The sequence below is a fragment of the Plasticicumulans acidivorans genome, from assembly GCF_003182095.1.
GTDB lineage: Bacteria > Pseudomonadota > Gammaproteobacteria > Competibacterales > Competibacteraceae > Plasticicumulans > Plasticicumulans acidivorans.
Genome location: NZ_QGTJ01000003.1, coordinates 251,059 through 270,058, shown reverse-complemented (window position 1 = coordinate 270,058; position 19,000 = coordinate 251,059). Strand labels below are relative to the sequence as shown.

At 71.1% G+C, this 19,000-nt stretch carries 12 protein-coding genes; all 12 read left to right on the top strand.

Annotated elements, in window-relative coordinates; all coding sequences use genetic code 11:
* Nucleotides 1-5: 5 nt before the first annotated feature.
* Entirely contained in the window at nucleotides 6-1,706 is a 1,701-nt protein-coding gene (locus C7443_RS06620; protein WP_110017807.1) for a thiamine pyrophosphate-binding protein, read from the top strand.
* A 3-nt stretch (nucleotides 1,707-1,709) separates the two neighbouring features.
* Nucleotides 1,710-2,480 (top strand): glucose-1-phosphate cytidylyltransferase, encoded by a 771-nt coding sequence (gene rfbF, locus C7443_RS06615; protein ID WP_110017806.1) that lies wholly within the window; start codon nucleotides 1,710-1,712, stop codon nucleotides 2,478-2,480.
* A complete protein-coding gene (rfbG, locus tag C7443_RS06610; protein WP_246004580.1) occupies nucleotides 2,462-3,541 on the top strand; it encodes a CDP-glucose 4,6-dehydratase in 1,080 nt (359 codons plus the stop codon). Before rfbF ends, rfbG begins: the two co-directional genes overlap by 19 nt.
* On the top strand, nucleotides 3,538-4,851 hold the full coding sequence (gene rfbH / locus C7443_RS06605; protein ID WP_110017805.1) for a lipopolysaccharide biosynthesis protein RfbH: 1,314 nt from the start codon (nucleotides 3,538-3,540) through the stop codon (nucleotides 4,849-4,851). Before rfbG ends, rfbH begins: the two co-directional genes overlap by 4 nt.
* 3 nt (nucleotides 4,852-4,854) lie before the next feature.
* A complete protein-coding gene (locus C7443_RS06600; protein WP_110017804.1) occupies nucleotides 4,855-5,754 on the top strand; it encodes an NAD-dependent epimerase/dehydratase family protein in 900 nt (299 codons plus the stop codon).
* The gene (locus C7443_RS06595; protein WP_110017803.1) at nucleotides 5,751-7,187 is read left to right on the top strand and encodes a B12-binding domain-containing radical SAM protein; all 1,437 of its coding nucleotides are present in this window, start codon (nucleotides 5,751-5,753) and stop codon (nucleotides 7,185-7,187) included. Before C7443_RS06600 ends, C7443_RS06595 begins: the two co-directional genes overlap by 4 nt.
* A complete protein-coding gene (locus tag C7443_RS06590) occupies nucleotides 7,187-8,146 on the top strand; it encodes a glycosyltransferase (RefSeq protein ID WP_110017802.1) in 960 nt (319 codons plus the stop codon). The genes C7443_RS06595 and C7443_RS06590 overlap by 1 nt, the downstream gene beginning before the upstream one ends.
* A complete protein-coding gene (locus C7443_RS06585) occupies nucleotides 8,139-8,882 on the top strand; it encodes a 3-oxoacyl-ACP reductase family protein (protein ID WP_246004579.1) in 744 nt (247 codons plus the stop codon). The genes C7443_RS06590 and C7443_RS06585 overlap by 8 nt, the downstream gene beginning before the upstream one ends.
* Nucleotides 8,883-9,138: 256 nt before the next feature.
* Complete coding sequence (locus tag C7443_RS06580; protein ID WP_170123518.1) at nucleotides 9,139-11,328, top strand: matrixin family metalloprotease; 2,190 nt, start codon at nucleotides 9,139-9,141, stop codon at nucleotides 11,326-11,328.
* A gap of 322 nt (nucleotides 11,329-11,650) precedes the next feature.
* Entirely contained in the window at nucleotides 11,651-12,898 is a 1,248-nt protein-coding gene (locus tag C7443_RS06575) for an ATP-grasp domain-containing protein (protein ID WP_170123517.1), read from the top strand.
* Nucleotides 12,895-14,871 (top strand): glycoside hydrolase family 57, encoded by a 1,977-nt coding sequence (locus tag C7443_RS06570; protein WP_211346160.1) that lies wholly within the window; start codon nucleotides 12,895-12,897, stop codon nucleotides 14,869-14,871. The genes C7443_RS06575 and C7443_RS06570 overlap by 4 nt, the downstream gene beginning before the upstream one ends.
* Nucleotides 14,868-18,857 carry a tetratricopeptide repeat protein gene (locus C7443_RS06565; RefSeq protein WP_110017798.1) on the top strand — a complete coding sequence of 1,330 codons (3,990 nt, stop codon included), beginning with the start codon at nucleotides 14,868-14,870 and terminating at the stop codon, nucleotides 18,855-18,857. The genes C7443_RS06570 and C7443_RS06565 overlap by 4 nt, the downstream gene beginning before the upstream one ends.
* Nucleotides 18,858-19,000: the final 143 nt, after the last annotated feature.

The window sequence follows — 19,000 nt, the reverse complement described above, 5'->3', positions numbered from 1 at the left end:
CGGCCATGATCGGAGCCGAATTCATCGTCGACAGCTTTCTCGCCCACGGCCTGCGGCGCCTGTTCGTCTACCCGGGCGGCACCATCGCGCCGATCTTCGATGCCGCGCTCGCCCGCGGCGTCGAGCTGGTCACCGCGCGCCACGAGCAGGGCGCCGGCTACTGCGCGCTGGCGGCCGCGCGCCTGCTCGGCAGCGTGCAGGTGGCGATGGTCACCTCCGGGCCGGGCGTGACCAATATCGTCACGCCGGTCGCCGATGCCTGGTTCGACTCGGTGCCGCTGCTGGTGATCAGCGGCCAGGTCGGCACCGGCGACCTGCGCGGCCCGCGGCCGATCCGCCAGCGCGGCTTTCAGGAAGTCGACGCCGTCGGCCTGCTGCGGCCGCTGACCAAGGCGCAGTTCCAGCCGCACAGCGCCGACGAGCTGCCGGAGGTGCTGGCGACGGCGCTGCGCATCGCCGCCGAGGGCCGGCCCGGCCCGGTGCTGATCGATCTGCCGATGAACGTGCAGCGCAGTGCGCTGAGTGCCGCGGTGGCGCCGAGCGTGCAACCGCTGGCGCCGCGCCGCGCGCCACCGGCCGCGGCGGTGGCGCAGCTGGCCAACTGGCTGGCCGCCGCGCAGCGGCCGCTGATCCTCGCCGGCCACGGCGTGCTGCTGGCGCAGGCGGCGCCGGCGCTGCGCGCGCTGGCGCAGGCCGGGCAGATCCCGGTGACGCAGAGCCTGCCGGCGCTCGGCGCGTTTCCCACCGACGATGCGCTGGCGCTGGGGTTTCACGGCCACACCGGCAACCAGACCGCCGGCTGCGCGCTGCAGCACGCCGATCTGCTGCTGGTCTGCGGCTCGCGCCTCGACGTGCGCCAGACCGGCTCGCTGAGCGAGCGTTTCGCTGCGCACGCCCGCATCGTGCGCATCGAGGCCGATGCCGATGAGCTCGAACACGCGCGGGTGCGCTGCGACCTGGCGATCCAGGCCGACGTCGGCCTGACCCTGACGGCGCTGCAGGCGGCGCTGCAGGGGCGCACGCAGGCGGCGCGCACCGCCTGGCTGGCGCGCATCGCCGGCTGGCGCGCCGAATTCCCGCTGAGCTGGCCTGAGCGCGGCGCGCTGGCGCCGCAGCAGGTCATCGCCAGCGCCAACCGGCTGACGCGCGGCGAGCAGGTGGTCGCCGTCAGCGGCGTCGGTGCGCATCAGCAGTGGGCGGCGCGGCATTTCGACTTCGACGTGCCGCAGCGGGTGTGGTTGAGCTCCTGCGGCCACGGCGCGATGGGCTTCGACCTGCCGGTCGCCGCCGGTGCCCAGCTGGCGCGGCCGGCGGCACGGGTGCTGTGCTTCGTCGGCGACGGCTCGCTGCAGATCAATCTGCAGGAGCTGGGGCTGATCGCCGAGCGCCGGCTGCCGGTGAAGATCATCGTCCTCGACAACCACCGCCTCGGCATCGTCTCGCAGTTCCAGAAGTTCAACTGGCCGAGCGACCCGACCTGCGGCGACAAATGGAACCCGGACTTCGCGGCGATCGCCCGCGCCTACGGCATCGCCGCCTGGTGCGCCGACGATGTCGCCACGCTCGATGCCGCGCTCGCCGCCGCGCTCGCCGAGCCCGGACCGGCGCTGGTGCACTGCCTGGTCGATCCGGCGGCCGACGTCAGCCCGATGCTGCTCGCCGGCCAGGCGCTCGACGGCATGTGGCCGTACCGTGAGCCGGGCTGAGCGATGAAGGCGGTGATCCTGGCCGGCGGCTACGGCACGCGCCTCAGCGAGGAGACGGCGCTGCGGCCGAAGCCGATGGTGGAAATCGGCGGCCACCCGATCCTCTGGCACATCCTCAAGTGCTATTCCAGCCACGGCATCCACGACTTCGTGATCTGCTGCGGCTACCGCGGCTATCTGATCAAGGAGTATTTCGCCAATTACTTCCTGCACATGTCCGACGTCACCTTCGACATGAGCGAGCACCGCATGGAAGTCCATCACCGCTTCGCCGAGCCGTGGCGGGTGACGCTGGTCGACACCGGCGAGGCGACGATGACCGGCGGCCGGCTGCGCCGCGTGCGTGAGTACCTCGGCGACGAGGACTTCTGCTTCACCTACGGCGACGGCGTCAGCGACGTCGACCTCGGTGCGCTGATCGACTTCCACCGCCGCGAGCGGCGGCTGGCGACGCTGACCGCGGTGCGCCCGCCGGAGCGCTTCGGCGTGCTCGAACTCGACGGCGCGCGCGTCGCGCGCTTCCACGAAAAACCGCGCGGCGACGGCGCTTGGATCAACGGCGGCTACTTCGTGCTCTCGGCCGGCGTGTTCGACTACCTCGACGGCGACGACTGCGTCTGGGAGCGCGAGCCGCTCGAACGCCTGGCCGCCGCCGGCCAGCTCGGCGCCTGGCTGCACGAGGGCTTCTGGTATTGCATGGATACGCTGCGCGACCGCCAGCATCTGGAGACGCTGTGGCGCGAGGGGCGGGCACCGTGGCGCCACTGGGCGTGAATCCGGCGTTCTGGCGCGGCCGGCGGGTGCTGGTCACCGGCCACACCGGCTTCAAGGGCAGCTGGCTGTGCCTGTGGCTGCAGCGCCTCGGCGCCGAGCTCAGCGGCTTTGCGCTGCCGCCGGCCGACCCCGGCCTGTTCAGCGCCGCGGGCGTCGCCGAGGGCATGGCGTCGCACTGCGGCGACGTGCGCAGCGCCGAGGCGCTGACGGCGGTGCTGGCGGCGACGCAGCCGCAGATCGTCATCCACCTCGCCGCGCAGGCGCTGGTGCGGGCGTCCTATGCCGAGCCGCTGGCGACCTACGCCACCAACGTCATGGGGCTGGTGCACCTGTGCGAGGCGGTGCGGGCGACGCCCTCGGTGCGCGTGCTGCTCAGCGTCACCAGCGACAAGTGCTACGCCAATGCCGAGCACGGCCGCGCCTTTCGCGAGGACGATGCCCTCGGCGGCCACGACCCCTACAGCAGCAGCAAGGCCTGCGCCGAGCTGGTGACGGCGGCCTACCGCGACTCCTTTCTCGCCGCCCGCCCCGGCGGCGGGGTGGCGGTGGCGAGCGCGCGCGCCGGCAATGTCATCGGCGGCGGCGACTGGGCCGCCGACCGCCTGCTGCCGGACCTGATGCGCGCCTTCGCCGCCGGCCGCCCGGCGCGCATCCGCCAGCCGCAGGCGGTGCGGCCGTGGCAGCACGTGCTCGAACCGCTGGCCGGCTATCTGCAGCTCGCCGAAGCCCTCTGGCGGCAGCCGGCGGCCTTTGCCGGCGCCTGGAACTTCGGCCCGGCTGCCGACGATGCGCGGCCGGTCGGCTGGCTGGTGGAGCGCTGCGCCGCGCTGTGGGGCGCCGGCGCGTGCTGGCAGGCCGACAGCGGCCCGCAGCCGCACGAGGCCGGCCAGCTGCGCCTCGACAGCCGGCGCGCCGCCGAGCAGCTGGGCTGGCGGCCGCGCTGGGACCTGCAGACGGCGCTGGCGGCGAGCGTCGACTGGTACCGCGCCGTGCACGCCGGTGCCGCCGCGCGGGCGCTGTGCCTGGCGCAGATCGCGCGCTATGAAGGAGAAGCCGAATGAACGCCCGACAGCTCGAACTGCGCCAGCACATCGCCGCGCTGGTTGCCGAGTACGCCGCCGCCGCCGAGCCGGCGCCCTTCGTCGCCGGCCGCTCGCCGGTGCCGCCTTCGGGCAAGGTCATCGGCGCGCCGGAGATGCAGCTGATGGTCGAGGCGGCGCTCGACGGCTGGCTGACCAGCGGCCGCTTCAACGCCGAATTCGAGCGCCGCCTCGGCGCGTTCCTCGGTGTGCGCCACGTGCTGACCACCAATTCCGGCTCCTCGGCCAATCTGCTGGCGTTCTCGGCGCTGTGCTCGCCGCAGCTCGGCGCGCGCGCGCTGCGCCCGGGCGATGAGGTCATCAGCGTCGCCGCGGGGTTTCCGACCACGGTCAACCCGATCCTGCAGGCGGGCTGCGTGCCGGTGTTCGTCGACGTGCAGATCCCGACCTACAACATCGACCCGGCGCTGATCGAGGCGGCGATCGGGCCGCGCACGCGGGCGATCATGCTGGCGCACACGCTCGGCAACCCGTTCGCGCTGGATGCGGTGGTCGACATCGCCCGCCGCCACGGCCTGTGGCTGGTCGAGGACTGCTGCGATGCGCTCGGCTCGACCTACGCCGGGCGCAGGGTCGGCACCTTCGGCGACATCGCCACGCTGAGCTTTTACCCGGCGCACCACATCACCATGGGCGAGGGCGGCGCGGTGTTCACCGCCGACGCCGAGCTGGCGCGCATCGTCGAGTCGCTGCGCGACTGGGGCCGCGACTGCCACTGCGCGCCGGGCCATGACAACACCTGCGGCCGGCGCTTCGGCTGGCAGCTCGGCGAGCTGCCGTTCGGCTACGACCACAAGTACGTCTACTCGCACGCCGGCTACAACCTGAAGATCAGCGACATGCAGGCGGCCTGCGCGCTGGCGCAGCTCGACCGGCTGGACGGCTTCATCGCTGCGCGCAAGCGCAATTTCGCCCTGCTGCGGCAGTGCCTGCAGGACTGCGCCGAGTGGCTGATCCTGCCCGAGGCGACGCCGGGCGCCGATCCGGCCTGGTTCGGTTTTCCGCTGACATTGCGCGAGGACGTGGACTTCGAGCGCGTCGCGCTGCTGCGCTATCTCGACGAGCGGCGCATCGGCACGCGCCTGCTGTTCGCCGGCAATCTGACACGCCAGCCCTACATGGCCGGACGGCCGTACCGCGTCGCCGGGACGCTGCACGACACCGACATCGTCATGCAGCGCACCTTCTGGCTCGGCGTCTACCCGGGGCTCGATGCCGCCATGCTCGAATACGTCGCCGGCACGCTGGCGGCCTTCGGCGGCATGTTCTAGGCGATGAAGCTGCTGCTGACCGGCGGCACCGGCTTTCTCGGCCGCCGGCTGCTGCCGCGCCTGAGCGCCGCCGGCCACGCGGTGACGCTGCTGCTGCGCCGGGCGCCGGCACGTGCGCCGGAGGTCGACTGGCGCGTCTGGCAGCCGGGCGCGGCGCAGCCGCCGTTCAGCGCCGGCGAAGGCTTCGCCGGCGTGGTGCATCTGGCGACCTGCTACGGCCGCGCCGCCGACAGCGATGCCGCGGTGTTCGCCGCCAATCTCGCCCTGCCGGCGGCGCTGCTGGCGGCGCTCGGCGCGCAGGGCGGCGGCGTGTTCGTCAATGCCGACAGCTACTACGCCATCGATCCGCCGCCGGGCGGCGCCGGCAACCGCTATGCCGTCAGCAAGCGCTGCCTGCGCGACTGGGGGCGGACGCTGGCCGCTGCGCACGAGGGGCTGCGCTTCGTCAATCTGCGCCTGGAGCATGTCTACGGTGCCGGCGACGACCACGCCAAGTTCGTCAACTGGCTGGCGCGCGAGCTGCTCGCCGGGCCGCCGCGCATCGCGCTGAGCGCCGGCACGCAGCAGCGCGATTTCATCTATGTCGACGATGCCGCCGCCGCCTTCGCCTGCGTGCTGGCCCAGGCCGGGCAGCTGCCGGCGGGGGCCAGCGAGTTCGGCGTCGGCCGTGGCGAGGCGCTGCCGCTGCACCGGCTGGTGCAGTGCCTGCACCGTCTGGCCGGCAGCCGCAGTGAGCTGGCCTTCGGCGCGCTGGCGCCGCGCGCCGGCGAGATCGCGCATTCGGTCGCCGACTGCGGCGCGCTCAAGCAGCTGGGCTGGGCGGCCGATATCGATCTGGAGGAGGGCCTGCGCCGGGTGCTGGCCCATGAACGCGCCGCAGCCGGCGAGGTGGACAGCCGATGAACGTACTGATCATGACGCCGGTCGGGCGCACCGCGGATGGCGCGCAGATCGATTACTTCCCGCAGCGCTGGAGCGGGCGCAGCGGTGCCTACAAGGTCACGACCTTCTACCCGTTCAGCCTCGGCTACCTCAGCGCCTGCCTCAAGCAGCGCACGCCGTGCGCGGTGCGGCTGGTCGATGCCAATTACTACGGCGTCGATGTCGATGAATACGTCGAGCTGGTGGTCGATCTGCGCCCCGAGGTGCTGGTGGTCGAGATCGACGCCATCATCTTCGAGCGTCAGCTGGAGGTGTTCCGCCGCCTGCGCCAGCGCCTGCCGCACCTGTGCATCATCGCCTGCGGGCCGAGCCCGAGTGCCGAGCCGCAGCGCACGCTGCAGCACGGCGCTGATTTCGTCGCCATCGGCGAGTTCGAAGAGTCGATCACGCGCTTCATCGCTGGCGGCTGCCGCACACCGGTGCCGGGCATTTACCCGCTGCCGCGCGCCGAGCTGGTCGACATCGAGGCGCTGCCGCTGCCCGAGGACGAGGACATCCAGCGCCGCGACTACTGCCGGCTGTACGGCTCCGAGTACCGCGAGGTCGAGCTGTGGGCGACGCGCGGCTGCCCGGTGATGTGCAATTTCTGCGTCGTCACCAACGTCTACTACGGCCGCGCCAACTTCCGCACGCGCAGCGTCGAGTCGGTCATCGCCGAGATCCGCTACCTGCAGGCGCGCATCCCGCAGCTCGAAGGCATCTTCTTCAACGAGGAGGCGCACAACTTCAACCGCCGCTACGTCCATGCGCTGTGCCGGGGGCTGATCGACGCCGGCCTGCACCGCGAGCTGCGCTTCAACTGCATGGGCAACTACGACACGCTGGACGCCGAAACCCTCGAACTGATGCGCGCGGCCGGCTACTACAAGGTGCGCATGGGCCTCGAATCGCTCGAAGCCGACGTGATGAAGCAGATTTCGAAGAGCGGGCGGCTGAAGGCCGACCAGCGCAAGCTCGTCGAGGTGCTGCGGCTGTGCCGCGAGCTCGGCATCAAGGTCTACGCCACGCTGTCGGTCGGCACCATCGGCGCGAGCTACCAGCAGGACCTGCGCTCGCTGGAGGCGGTGCGCGCGCTGCACGACGAGGGCTACATCCAGGAGTTCTCGCTGTCGATCAACACGCCGTTGCCCGGCACGCCATTCCATGCCCGCGCCGAGCGCGAGGGCTGGCTGCGCGCCGGTGCCGGCTTCGACGGCGCCTACGGCGCGGTGCTCGACCTGCCGGGCTACCCGGCCGCTGACATCGAGCGCGCCTTCGCCTACGGCACGCAGCTGCGCGAGGCGATCAACCGCGACAATCTGGCGCGCGGCGTGCGCTATTCCTCCTACGACCGCGACTGGTGCGCGCCGGTGTACGCCACCACCGGGCGGCGGCCCGGCGAGGGGCTGCGCTGATGGCGGCGCGGGTGTCGGTCTGCATCCCGGTGCGCAACGACGCGGCCTTCGTCGGCGCGGCGATTGCCTCGGCGCTGGCGCAGCGCGACGTCGAGCTGCAGGTGCTGGTGTCGGACAACGCCTCCAGCGATGCCAGCTGGGCGCGCATCGGCGAGCACCCGGCGTGCATCGCCTACCGCCAGCCGCAGGCGCTGCTGATGGCGGCGCACTGGAACTGGTTCCGCGGCCGCGCCGAGGGCGACTGGCTGCTGTTCCTGTGCTCCGACGATGTGCTCCACCCGCAGGCGCTCGCCCGCTGCCTGGCGCTGGCGGCGGCGGCACCGCGGCCGCCGGCGGCGGTGTTCTTCGAGAGCGATGACCTGGTCGGTGACGAGGTGCGCCGCAAGACGGCGTTCTACGCGCAGGCGGCGCTGATTCCGGCACCGGCGCAGCATCGCGTGTTCATCATCGGCAACAACTATCCGCTCAGCATGGCGCTGCTGCGGCGCGAGGCGCTCGACGCCGTCGGCTGGTTCGACGAGGGCTATGCCTTCTGCACCGACTGGCAGCTGTGGCTCAAGCTCAGCGCGCTCGACGCCGACGGGCTGATCGGCTACCTGCCGGACAAGCTCGGGCTGTACCGCCAGCACGGCGGCAACGAGACCGGGCGCTGTGTGCGCGAGCGCATCGCCCTCGACGAGGTCATCCGCATGAAACAGTCCTTCCTCGAACGCCTCGGCGCTGATCGCTCCGCCGTCGCCGCGCGCGCCGCGCGCCAGGTCGGGCGGCTGGCGCTGCGTTATGCGCAGGCGCTGGCCGCCAGCGGCGATGCGGCGGGCGCCGCTTTCTACCGCGAGCATTACGCCGCCTACATCGCGCAGGCGGGCGCGCCGTCGCCGGATCTGCCGGCGCAGCCGCCGTACCCGCTGCCGGCCGGTGCCCGCGTCGTCACGCTCGATGAGGTCGGTTGCGATGTCTGAGCGCGTGGCTTTGGTGACCGGCGCCAGCCGCGGCATCGGCCGCGCCATTGCGCTGGAGCTGGCCGCCGCCGGCCATGTGCTCGCCGTCGGCTATCACGAGCGCAGCGGCACGGCGGCCGAGGTGGTCGCCGAGATCGAAGCCGCCGGCGGCCACGCGCTCGCCGTCGGCATGACGGTGGAGCGTCGCGACAGCGTCTGTGCGGCGCTGGCGACGGTCGAGGCCGCGCTCGGCCCGGTCGCGGTGCTGGTCAACAACGCCGCCATCGCGCAGGAAAAGCCCTTCGCCACGATCAGCGATGCCGACTGGGACCAGATGCTCGCGGTCAATCTGCGCGGGCCGTTCGCCCTCAGTCAGGAGGTGCTGCCGGGCATGGTCGCGCGCGGCTGGGGGCGCATCGTCAACATCGTCTCCATCGGCGGCCAGTGGGGCGGCATCAACCAGATCCACTACGCCAGTGCCAAGGCCGGGCTGATCGGCCTGACCCGCTCGCTGGCCAAGACCTACGGCGGCCGGGGCATCACCGTCAACGCCGTCTCGCCGGGGCTGGTGGCCACCGAGATGACGGCCGCCGAGCTGGCCAGCGCCGCCGGGCAGGCCAAGGTCGCGGCCATTCCCGCCGCCCGCCTGGGCACGGTGCAGGAGGTTGCCGCCGCGGTGCGCTACCTCGCCAGCGACGCCGCCGCCTACGTCAACGGCCAGACGCTCAACGTCAACGGCGGCATGTATTTCGGCTGAGCGCGCGCAGCCTGCGGCCCGCGCGCGAAAAAGACGCCCCCGGCAGCTGGCGGGGCGCGGCCGTGCCTGCCACTTTCTCCTGCGGGCTCGGCATTTACCGAGGTTCGCCATTCCCTGAAAACGATGCATGAGGCTGCCTCGGCCGGACGCCACGGCGAGGGAGGGGGCCGATGTGTATCCCGCGCCGTCGGGACCGGCCGGGGCGCAGCAGTCGCTGCCCGGTGTTTCCCGGGCGCTCGCGCCGCAGGAGCCGCACATGAGCACGACGATCAGCCTTATCGAAGTGATGGCCTCGCTGGAAGGCATCAGCCACTGGGATCTGCGCAATGCCGCCGACCGCCTCTGCCTGTTTGATGGTGACAGCACGGGCTGGCTCGACCACCTGGTGATCTACCGTCCCGGTAAAGGGGCCGTGGGCGTCTTCACGTTCCGCCAGCTGGCGAGCGGCGGGGTGTGGAATCCGCAGGCGGTGCATTTCGTCGGCGACCCGCCGGCCGCCGGTACGGCCAGCGGTATCGGTGGCTACGACCTGCGCTCGCCGGCCGACCGCCTGCTCGCCTTCGACTACGACGGCAGCGGCCGCCTGGATCATCTGCTCTGCTACCGGCCGGGGACGGGAACCGTCCACATCATCAGGAAGACGCCGGCGGGCTTCGTGCGGGTCTATGCCGTCGGCGATCCGCCGGCACCGGGCCAGGCGGCCGGCATTGGCGGCTTCGATCTGCGCTCGCCGGCCGACCGCCTGCTCGCCTTCGACTATGCCGGCAGCGGCAAACTGGACCACCTGCTGTGCTACCGCCCGGGCAGCGGGGTGGTGCATATCCTGCGCCGCGAGGGCAACGCCTTGCGTCCCGTCTTCACCAGCAGTACGGGGTTGCGCGGCGGGCATGTGCTGTCCGGGCCGGCGAGTCTCGACAATAGCGCCGACCGCCTGCTGGCCTTCGACTTCGCCGGCAGCGGCCGGCTCGATCATCTGCTCGCCTACCGGCCGGGCAGCCGGCAGTTCAGCATCATGCGGCCTCAGGAGCAGGGCTTTGCGTCGGTCACGCCGGATCTGATCCTCACCGATCTCGGCGGCTGGGCATTATCCGACCCGGCCGACCGCCTGCTGGCCTTCGATCTGGACGCCACCGGCCATCTCGATCACCTGGTCGGCTATCGGCCGGGGCCGGGCAAAGCCGTCATTCGCATTTTCAGAAGAAATGCCGATGCAGAGTACGCACACCCGGAACAGCTGTTCGAGACGGTATTCACGGGGCGCGGAGACGATGGGATTCCGCCTGCAGAGACGGGTATCGGTACCCTTGATTTACGACATCCGGCCGATCGCCTGATCGCCTTCGATTACAACCACAGCGGCAAGCTGAATACTCTTCTGGCATTTCGTCCGGGCGGTGGTCTCGCCTGCGTCGTGAAAAAGGACCCGGTGCCGGAGAAAGCGAGGGTCGATGACCAGTTCCTCGAAGGTTATCGTCTGAACAGAAGCCTGCGTATGGCGAGCGTGCTTTATGGTCAACAGCGGGCACTGGGTGTCGGTGCTGTGTATGACGGTCAATTATATTTGAAGAATTACGCGGCCGAGACCCTGGGGCTGTGGGTATTCGAGCCGGTTGATGGCACGCGTGGTGTGTTTCGTATCAGAGACTATCGGTATGGCAAATACCTGATTGCCAATAGCCGCGGCAAGGGGGCGGTACTGCACAGTGCCAATGCCGATGTGCCGGAAGCACAGTGGGTATTGGAACATGACGCCACCGTTGGGGTGGATGATGCATATATCCGGAATTATAAAACTCAGCTGTATCTGCATTGCGCCATCGGCAGTGAACATCCGGTGTACATGGGGTATTTGAATGGAAAACGGTCTGCCAGATGGGCACTGCTGGCGCTTAAAGCAGCCTGGGAAGAGCCGCGTCTGCGGCTCAAAGACAAGCTGTCATATGTCATCGCCAATTTCCCGTCTAATACGGATATGACACAGCAGGCAATAGCGAACACCCTGCAGCAGGGCATTGATAAATGGTGTGCCGTGTTCGTTGCACATGGCGTTAATGTCAGTTTCGCGCGGGTGCCGCTAGGGCAGGGAGCGGATTTGACGTTCAGTTGGGGCAAGGTTTCTTTGACCGTTGATGACCCAACTAAATTCGTCGGCGCGGTTACCAATCATAATTTCAGTGACGCTTCGACCATGGATTTTTCCAGCCCGGCCAGTGTGGTCTACAACGATGATCTGTTTTGGAAAAGCGGTGTGATGATCGGCGATAAACTGGGCGATCTGTTGCCGGTCACCGTGCATGAAATAGGGCATGTGCTGGGGCTCGGGCATAACCCGTCAAAAGATTCCATCATGTATTTCGAACTGGGGGCTGCAGGGGAATACGTGAAAACTCATTCGCTGAATCCAGTTGACGTGGAGAGTCTGAAAACTCGCTACAGCCTCAGCTGAGGTCACGCCGGACTGGCTCCAGGGGGTATCCGGCGTGGCGGTATTTTCCATGCGGAGCCGCTGACGCCCGCAGCGCTGGGCCGGTGCCACGGCAATCCGTGAACCGGGGGCGGTTGCACGGCAGCCGTTGGCGCAGACAGCACGGTGCCGGTCATCGCCCTTCATCGAGGGCGTGCGCTGCGCGCCGGAGGTCCGCACACCGGACGCCGCCGGCGTGGCGCACGGGCCGCCGGCGGGGGACATGCGGTCGATGTCGGCTGTAAGCGCGCCGGCGACGGCTCAGGCTAAAGTGACGGACCGTTCATCAACCCGAGACCAGCTTGTGACGGACGCCGTATCGAAACGACAGCGAACCCTGTGGATCGTCAGTGGCGGTGCCGAGGCGGTGCCGGGCATCGAGCGTGCCAAAGCGCTGGGCCTGCGCGTGGTGGTCAGCGATGGCAGCGCGCAGGCGCCGGGGCTGGCGCTGGCTGATCACGCGGTGGTCGCCAGCACCTACGACGCGGCGGCGACGCTGGCCGCCGCGCTCGATTACCGCACGCGCATCGGGCCGATCGACGGTGTCATCTGCATCGCCGCCGATGTGCCGCTGACGGTGGCGACGGTGGCCGCCGGACTCGGCCTGCCGGGCATTCCGCTGACGGCGGCGCAGCTGGCGATGGACAAGCTGGCGATGAAGCAGTGCTTCGTCGCCGCCGGCATCCCGGTGCCGTGGTTTGCGCCGGTGGCCTCGGCGGCGGCGCTGCGCGCGATCGTCGCCGCGCGCGGGCCGACGCTGGTGATCAAGCCGGTCGACAGCCGCGGCGCCCGCGGCGTGCTGCGGCTGCAGGCCGACACCGATCTCGACTGGGCTTTTGCCCATGCGCAGAGCGTGTCGCCGACGGCGCGGGTGATGGTCGAGGAATACCTCGCCGGGCCGCAGATCAGCACCGAGGCGCTGCTGCTCGACGGCGTCGGCTACACCGTCGGCTTTGCCGATCGTAACTACGAATACCTCGACCGCTTCGCGCCGTTCATCATCGAAAACGGCGGCGAGCAGCCGAGCGCGCTGGCGGCCGGGGCGCGCGCGGCGATCAGTGAGCTGGCGCTGCGCGCCGGGCGCGCGCTCGGCATCGACAGCGGCGTGGTCAAGGGCGACATGGTGCTGAGCGCCGGCGGGCCGAAAGTCATCGAGATCGCCGCGCGGCTGTCCGGCGGCTGGTTCAGCACCGAGCAGATTCCGCTGGCGAGCGGCGTCGACCTGATCGGCGCGGCGATCGGCGTCGCCCTCGGCGAACGCCCGCCGGCTGCCAGTCTGCAGGCGCAGTGGGGGCCGGGGGTGGCGATCCGTTATTTCTTCCCGCCGCCGGGGCGGGTGGTGGCGATCGACGGCGCCGAGGCGGCGCGGGCGCTGCCCTGGGTGCGGCGGCTGGGCTTTTTCGTGCAGCCGGGCGAGCGGCTGGCGGCGGTCACCGACCACACCCGCCGCGCCGGCTTTGTCATCACCACCGGCGCCGATCGTGCCGAGGCGGTGGCCCGCGCCCGCGAAATCGTCGAGCAGCGCGTGTGCATCCGCACGGAGCCGGCATGAAGCGTCTGCAGCTCTACTGCATCTTCCATCTCAATCTGGCGTATTCCTCGATCGATCAGCACCAGCATGCCGCGGTGCTGGAACGCTGCTACTGGCCGCTGCTGCGCCTGGCGCGCCGCCTGCGCCTACCGTTCGGCATCGAAGCGACGGCGGCGACGCTGGAGGCGATCGCCGCGCTCGATGCCGGCTGGCTCGCTGAGCTGCGTGCGCTGCTCGCCGAAGGCATCTGCGAGTTCGTCGGCAGCGGGGCGGTGCAGCTGATCGGGCCGCTGGTGCCGCCGGCGGTCAACGCCGCCAACCAGCGCCTCGGCCTCGCCGCCTACCAGCGCCTGCTCGGCTGCCGGCCGCGGCTGGCGCTGGTCAACGAGCAGGCCTATTCCGCCGGACTGGTGCGCCATTACCTCGACGCCGGTTATGCCGGCATCGTCATCGAATGGGACAACGCCGCCGCCGCCCACCCGGAGTGGCCGGGCGGGCTGCGCTACCTGCCGCAGCGCGCGCTCGGCTGCGACGGCGAGCAGATCCCGCTGCTGTGGAACCAGTCGATCGCCTTCCAGAAGTTCCAGCGCTACGCCCACGGCGAGCTGGAGCTCGACGAATACCTCGACTACCTGCGCGGCCACGCCGGACCGCCGCCGCGCGCCTGGTCGCTGTACGGCAACGATGTCGAGATCTTCGACTTCCGCCCCGGCCGCTATCACACCGAGGCGGCGCTCGGCAGCACCAGCGAGTGGACGCGCATCGAGGCGCTGTTCGCCGCGCTGCTGGCCGAGCCCGGCGTGCGCCTGATCGCGCCGGGTGCGCTGCTCGACTGGCTCGACGCACCGGGCGCCGGCCAGGTTCTCGCGCTCGCCAGCGCGGCGCGGCCGGTGCTGGTGAAAAAGCAGGAAAAGTACAACCTGACGCGCTGGGCGGTGACCGGGCGCGGGGATCTCGACCTCAACACGCGCTGCTGGCGGCTCTACCGCCGGTTGCGCGCGCAGCCGGGCGTGAGCGAGGCCGACTGGCGCACGCTGTGCGAGCTGTGGAGCAGCGACTACCGCACGCACATCACGCCGACGCGCTGGGCGGCGCTGCAGCGGCGGCTGGAGGCGCTGGCGCTGGAGCCGCCGGCCGAGCCGGCCGCGGGCGCGTCCGTGCTGGCGGCGCTGCCGGCCGAAACACCGGCACATCGCATCGAGCAGCATGGCCGCTGGCTCGACATCGACTCGGCGACGCTGCGCCTGCGCCTGAACCTGCGCCGCGGACTGGCGATCGACGCGCTGAGTTTTCGCCAGGTCGACGAGGCGCCGCTGCTCGGCACGCTGGCTCACGGCTACTACGACGACATCCGCCGCGGCGCCGATTTCTACAGCGGCCATCTGCTGCTGGAGCTGCCGGGGCACCCGAAGCTGACCGATCTCGAAGCGGTGCAGCCGCAGGTCCGCGCGTGCGCCGACGGTGTGTCGATCGAGGCCGCGATCGCCACGCCGCTCGGTCCGCTGCTGAAAACCCTGCACCTCGATCTGCGCCGCGGCCGCGTGCAGCTCGTTTACCGTCCGCAGTGGAGCGGCGTGCCCAAGGGCTCGCTGCGCCTGGGCTTCGTCACGCTGCGGCCGCAGGCGTTCGAGGCGGCGACGCTGTGGTATGCCACGCACAACGGCGGCGGCCGCGAGTGCTTTGCGCTCGCCGGTGCGGCTTTCGATCATGGCCGGCCGGTGTCGTTTCTGGTGTCGGCCGGGCACGCCTTTGGTGCCACCGAAGGCTGCGTCGAGCTCGGCGATGCCCGCCGCGCGCTGCGCGTCGAGTTCGACCCGGCGCAGGCGGCGTGCATCGGCATGCTCTGCTGCGAGCCGGTCGGTGCGAGCTGGTTCTGCCGGCTGATGTTCTCGGCGGGCGAGATCGACGACACCTGCCGCGACGGCCTGTGGCCAACGCCGCAGCTGGCCTTCACGCTGTCGGCACAGACGCTGCCGCCGGCAGCGGATCGATGAACGGGGATGGGATGAAGCAGATGGCGACGGGTGAAGAGCTGCTGCAGCGCGCCTACGCGGCGCATGTGCGTGGCGAACTGGACACGGCGATCGAACTGTATCGCCGCGTCCTGCCGGGCGCGGGCGGGCATGTCGAGGCCTTGTTCATGTACGGCACGGCGCTGCTGCAGCGCGGTGAGTTCGAGCAGGCGCGGGTGCAGCTCGAACGGGTGCTGAGCCTGCAGCCCGGCCACGCCGAGGCGCTCAACAATCTCGGTCTCGGTCTCGGCCATGCCGGCGAGCTGGCGGCCGGCCTCGAACGGCTCGAACGGGCGCTGGCGCTGCGGCCGCAGTACGGCGATGCCTGGAACAACTACGGCAACCTGCTCGAACGCAGCGGCCGGCTGGAAGACGCCGCCGCCGCCTATCGCCGCCTGATCGCGCTCGAACCGCAGCGCTTCGACGGCCATTACAACCTCGGTCTGATCCTCAGGCGCCTGCAGCATTACGACGACGCGCTGGCGGCGCTGCGCGGCGCGCTCGAACTCGACCCGGCGCGCCGTGCCCGGGTGCTCAACGATCTCGGTGCGCTGTGCCACGAGGCCGGCCGGCTGGAAGAGGCCGCGCAGTGGCTGCACGAAGCGCTGCAGCTCGAACCGGGCTTTTACGCCGCGCGCAACAACTACGCGGCCTGCCTGGAGGAGATGGGGCGCGAATACCTGCCGCAGGCGCTCGAACAGTACCGCGCCGCCGCCGCGCTGCAGCCGGACAATCCGCTGCCGCGCTGGAATGCCGCCTTCGTCGAGCTGGCTCTCGGCCGGCTGGCGAGCGGCTGGGAGGGCTACGAGCTGCGCTGGGCGCAGCACCCGGACACGCGCCACCCGGCGTTCCCGCAGTGGCAGGGCGAGTCGCTGGCCGGCCGCACCATCCTGGTCTACCCGGAGCAGGGGCTCGGCGATGAGATCCTGTTCGCCTCCTGCCTGCCGGAGCTGATGGCACAGGCGCTGCACGTCGGCATCCTCTGCGATCGCCGGCTGGCGCCGCTGTATGCGCGCAGCTTCCCCGATGCCACCGTCTATGGCGGCCGCGAGCCGGGCAGCGAGAACTGGTCGGCGCAGGTCGCCGGGGCCGACTGCTGCGTGGCGATCGGCAGCCTGCCGCGCTGGCTGCGGCGGCGGCTCGAAGATTTTCCGGCGCGCACCGGTTATCTGGTCGCCGATGCCGGGCGTACCTCGCACTGGCGCGCGTGGCTGCAGGCACAGGCCGCCGGGCGCCGCCTGGTCGGGCTGTGCTGGCGCAGCGGTCTGCGCAGCGGCGCCCGCCACCGCTACTACACGGCGATCGAGGACTGCGCACCGCTGTTCGCGCTCGATGAGGTGGTCTACGTCAACCTGCAGTACGACGACTGCGCCGCCGAGCTGGCGCTGGCGCGTGAGCGCTACGGCGCGCGCATCCTCGAATGCCCGGGCATCGATCTGCGCAACGATCAGGACGAACTGGCGGCGCTGATCTGCGCGCTGGATGCGGTGGTCTCGGCGCCGACCGCCGTCGCCGAGCTGGCGGCCGCGCTCGGCGTGCCGGTGCTGCGCCAGGGGCTCGGCTGGACCAGCCTCGGCAGCGAGCGCATGCCCTGGCATCCGACCATGCAGGTGTTCCTGCGGCCGACGGCGGTGGCGCCGTGGGCGCCGGTGATCGCGGCGATGGCGGCGGCTCTGCCGCAGACGCTGGCGCACGGCGGCGCGCGTGAAGTGGTCGCCCCGCTGCATACCGGCCCGGCGCGCTGCGTCGAGGCGGCGCTGCGCCTGCTCAAGCTCGGCCTGCCGGGCGAGGCGCTGCGTCTGTGCGGCAGTGCGCTGGCGCAGGATGAGGGCCATGCCGACGCTTGGTATCTGCAGGGCGTGCTGCAGTACCGCAACGGCGAGCGTGACGCGGCCATCGCCTCGCTCGATCGCGCCATCGCCGGCAATCCGCTGGAGGCGCTGATCTACCTCGCCCGCGCCCATGCCTTCGAGGACTGCGGCGATACGCTGGCCGCGCTGCGCGATTACCAGCTGGCACAGGCCTTCGACGCCGGCTGTGCCGAGGCGCGCCAGGCGCTGGCGCGGCTGGCTGCCGGCGAGGTGTGCCTGCCGGATGTCGACGCCGCCGTGCTCGCGGCCTATCGCGCGGCGCTGGCGCTGCACGGTCCGCGCGCCGAGCTGCTGGAGCGCTACGCCCGCGCCCTGCATGAACAGGGGCAACTGGCGGCGGCCGAGGCGGCGTTCGGCGAGGCGCTGCGTCAGCAGCCGCGCCTTGCCAGTGCCTGGAGCGGGCTGGAGGCGCTGCTGCTCGAACGCAGCCGCTTCGCCGATGCCCGGGCGGCCGGTACGCAGGCCTGCGCGCTGGCGCCGGGCGAGCCGCAGGTCAGCGTCACCCATGCCTTCACGCTGCTGATGCTCGGCGAGCTGGCCGCCGGCTGGGATGCCTACGAGGCGCGCTGGCAGGCCGGGGCGCAGCCGCCGCTGCCGGCCCGCCACCCGCAGTGGAACGGCGAGGATCTGAGCGGCCGTTCGCTGCTGCTGCTGCCGGAGCAGGGGCTCGGCGATGAGATCCTGTTCGCCTCCTGCATCGCCGACGTGCTGTGCCAGGCGCGTGAGGTGGTGCTGGTCTGTCAGCAGCGGCTGGAGTCGCTGTACCGGCGCGTTTTTGCACAGGCGCGGGTGATCGCGCTGCCGGCCGGCGAGGTGCAGCTGCCGGCCGATCTGCCGGCCTGCGACTACCAGTGCGGCATCGGCAGCCTGCCGCGCTGGCTGCGCCGCTCGCTGGCGAACTTCCCGGCGCACGATGCCTATCTGCAGGCCGACGCAGTGGCTGGCGCGCACTGGCGGCAGTGGCTCGACACCCTGGGCGACGGTCTCAAGGTCGGCATCTGCTGGCGCAGCGGGCTGCGCAGCGGCTACCGGCGGCGCCAGTACACCGAGCTCGACGAATGGGCGCCGCTGTTCGCCGTGCCCGGCGTGGTGTTCGTCAACCTGCAGTACGACGACTGCACGGCGGAGCTGGAGGCGCTGGCAGGCACCCGCGGCGTGCGGGTCGTGCCGCCGCCGGCGCTCGATCTGCGCAACGATCTGGACGGCGTGGCGGCCCTGCTCACGGCGCTCGATGCGGTGATTTCGGCGCCGACCGCCGTCGCCGAGCTGGCGGCTGCGCTCGGCCGGCCGGTGCTGCGCTACGGCCGCGGCTGGACCAGCCTCGGCACCGGCGACATGCCCTGGCATCCGAGCATGCGCGTGTTCGCCCGCGAGCCCGACGGCGGCTGGGGCACGGCGATCGCGGCGATGGCGCGGGTGCTGGCGGGCTGGGCGGCGCATGGCCGCGTCGATCTGGCTCAGGCGCCGGCGGATGTCCCGGCGCCGCCGGCGGGCATCGGTCTGGTGTCGACCGAGGCTGGGGTGCTGCTGGCGCTTGCCGGTGAGCACGCACCGCGCGACGGGGCGACGGCCAGCGGTTTTGGCTTCGTCGAGCGGCTGCTGCCGGCCGGCGGCACGGTGCTGCTGGCCGGCAGCGGTGACGGTCTGGCGGCGCTCAGCTGTGCCGCGGCGGTCGGTGCCGGCGGCATGGTGCTGGTGCTGGAAGGGCGTGCCGAAGCCGCCGCGCTGCTGGCGGCGAGTTTCGTGCTCAACGGCGTGCGCCATGCCTGGGTCGAATGCGCCGACGCCGCCGGCGTCGAGCCGAGCGGCCTGTCGTCACCGCTGGCGCGCTGGCGTGCCGAGACGCCGGCGCCGGCGCTGGAGCGGCTCGGGCGCTGCGATCTGTTGTGGATCGAGCATCCGCGCCCGCTGGTGGTGCTGGCGCGCCTGCACGCGCTGCTGGTGCGCTGCAAGCCGTTTGTCTACGTCGTCGGCGGCTGTGCGGCGGCTGCACTGGCCGACTGGGAAGCGGCGCACACCTACGCCCACATCAGCTGCACGGCGGCGGCGGCCGACGGCAGTCCCCGCGTCGATCTGCTGCTGCATCCGAGTGTCTGACACAGGCGGCCACAAAAAAAATCGCGCGACTGCTCAAGTTCCGCACCGGCATGCCGATACCTGTCTTCGAAGGCGCTCGGCGCAGCTCAGATTAAGGGGCGCCGGAACGCTGATGGATGGCGACGTCCATTCCGGAATCTGCT

What these genes read in the sequence shown, in the direction of transcription:
- rfbF (WP_110017806.1), top strand. Translation starts at nt 1,710, where the DNA reads ATGAAGGCGGTGATCCTGGCCGGCGGCTACGGCACGCGCCTCAGCGAG.
- C7443_RS06570 (WP_211346160.1), top strand. Translation starts at nt 12,895, where the DNA reads ATGAAGCGTCTGCAGCTCTACTGCATCTTCCATCTCAATCTGGCGTAT.
- C7443_RS06600 (WP_110017804.1), top strand. Translation starts at nt 4,855, where the DNA reads ATGAAGCTGCTGCTGACCGGCGGCACCGGCTTTCTCGGCCGCCGGCTG.
- C7443_RS06620 (WP_110017807.1), top strand. Translation starts at nt 6, where the DNA reads ATGATCGGAGCCGAATTCATCGTCGACAGCTTTCTCGCCCACGGCCTG.
- C7443_RS06565 (WP_110017798.1), top strand. Translation starts at nt 14,868, where the DNA reads ATGAACGGGGATGGGATGAAGCAGATGGCGACGGGTGAAGAGCTGCTG.
- rfbH (WP_110017805.1), top strand. Translation starts at nt 3,538, where the DNA reads ATGAACGCCCGACAGCTCGAACTGCGCCAGCACATCGCCGCGCTGGTT.
- C7443_RS06595 (WP_110017803.1), top strand. Translation starts at nt 5,751, where the DNA reads ATGAACGTACTGATCATGACGCCGGTCGGGCGCACCGCGGATGGCGCG.
- C7443_RS06585 (WP_246004579.1), top strand. Translation starts at nt 8,139, where the DNA reads ATGTCTGAGCGCGTGGCTTTGGTGACCGGCGCCAGCCGCGGCATCGGC.
- C7443_RS06590 (WP_110017802.1), top strand. Translation starts at nt 7,187, where the DNA reads ATGGCGGCGCGGGTGTCGGTCTGCATCCCGGTGCGCAACGACGCGGCC.
- C7443_RS06580 (WP_170123518.1), top strand. Translation starts at nt 9,139, where the DNA reads ATGAGCACGACGATCAGCCTTATCGAAGTGATGGCCTCGCTGGAAGGC.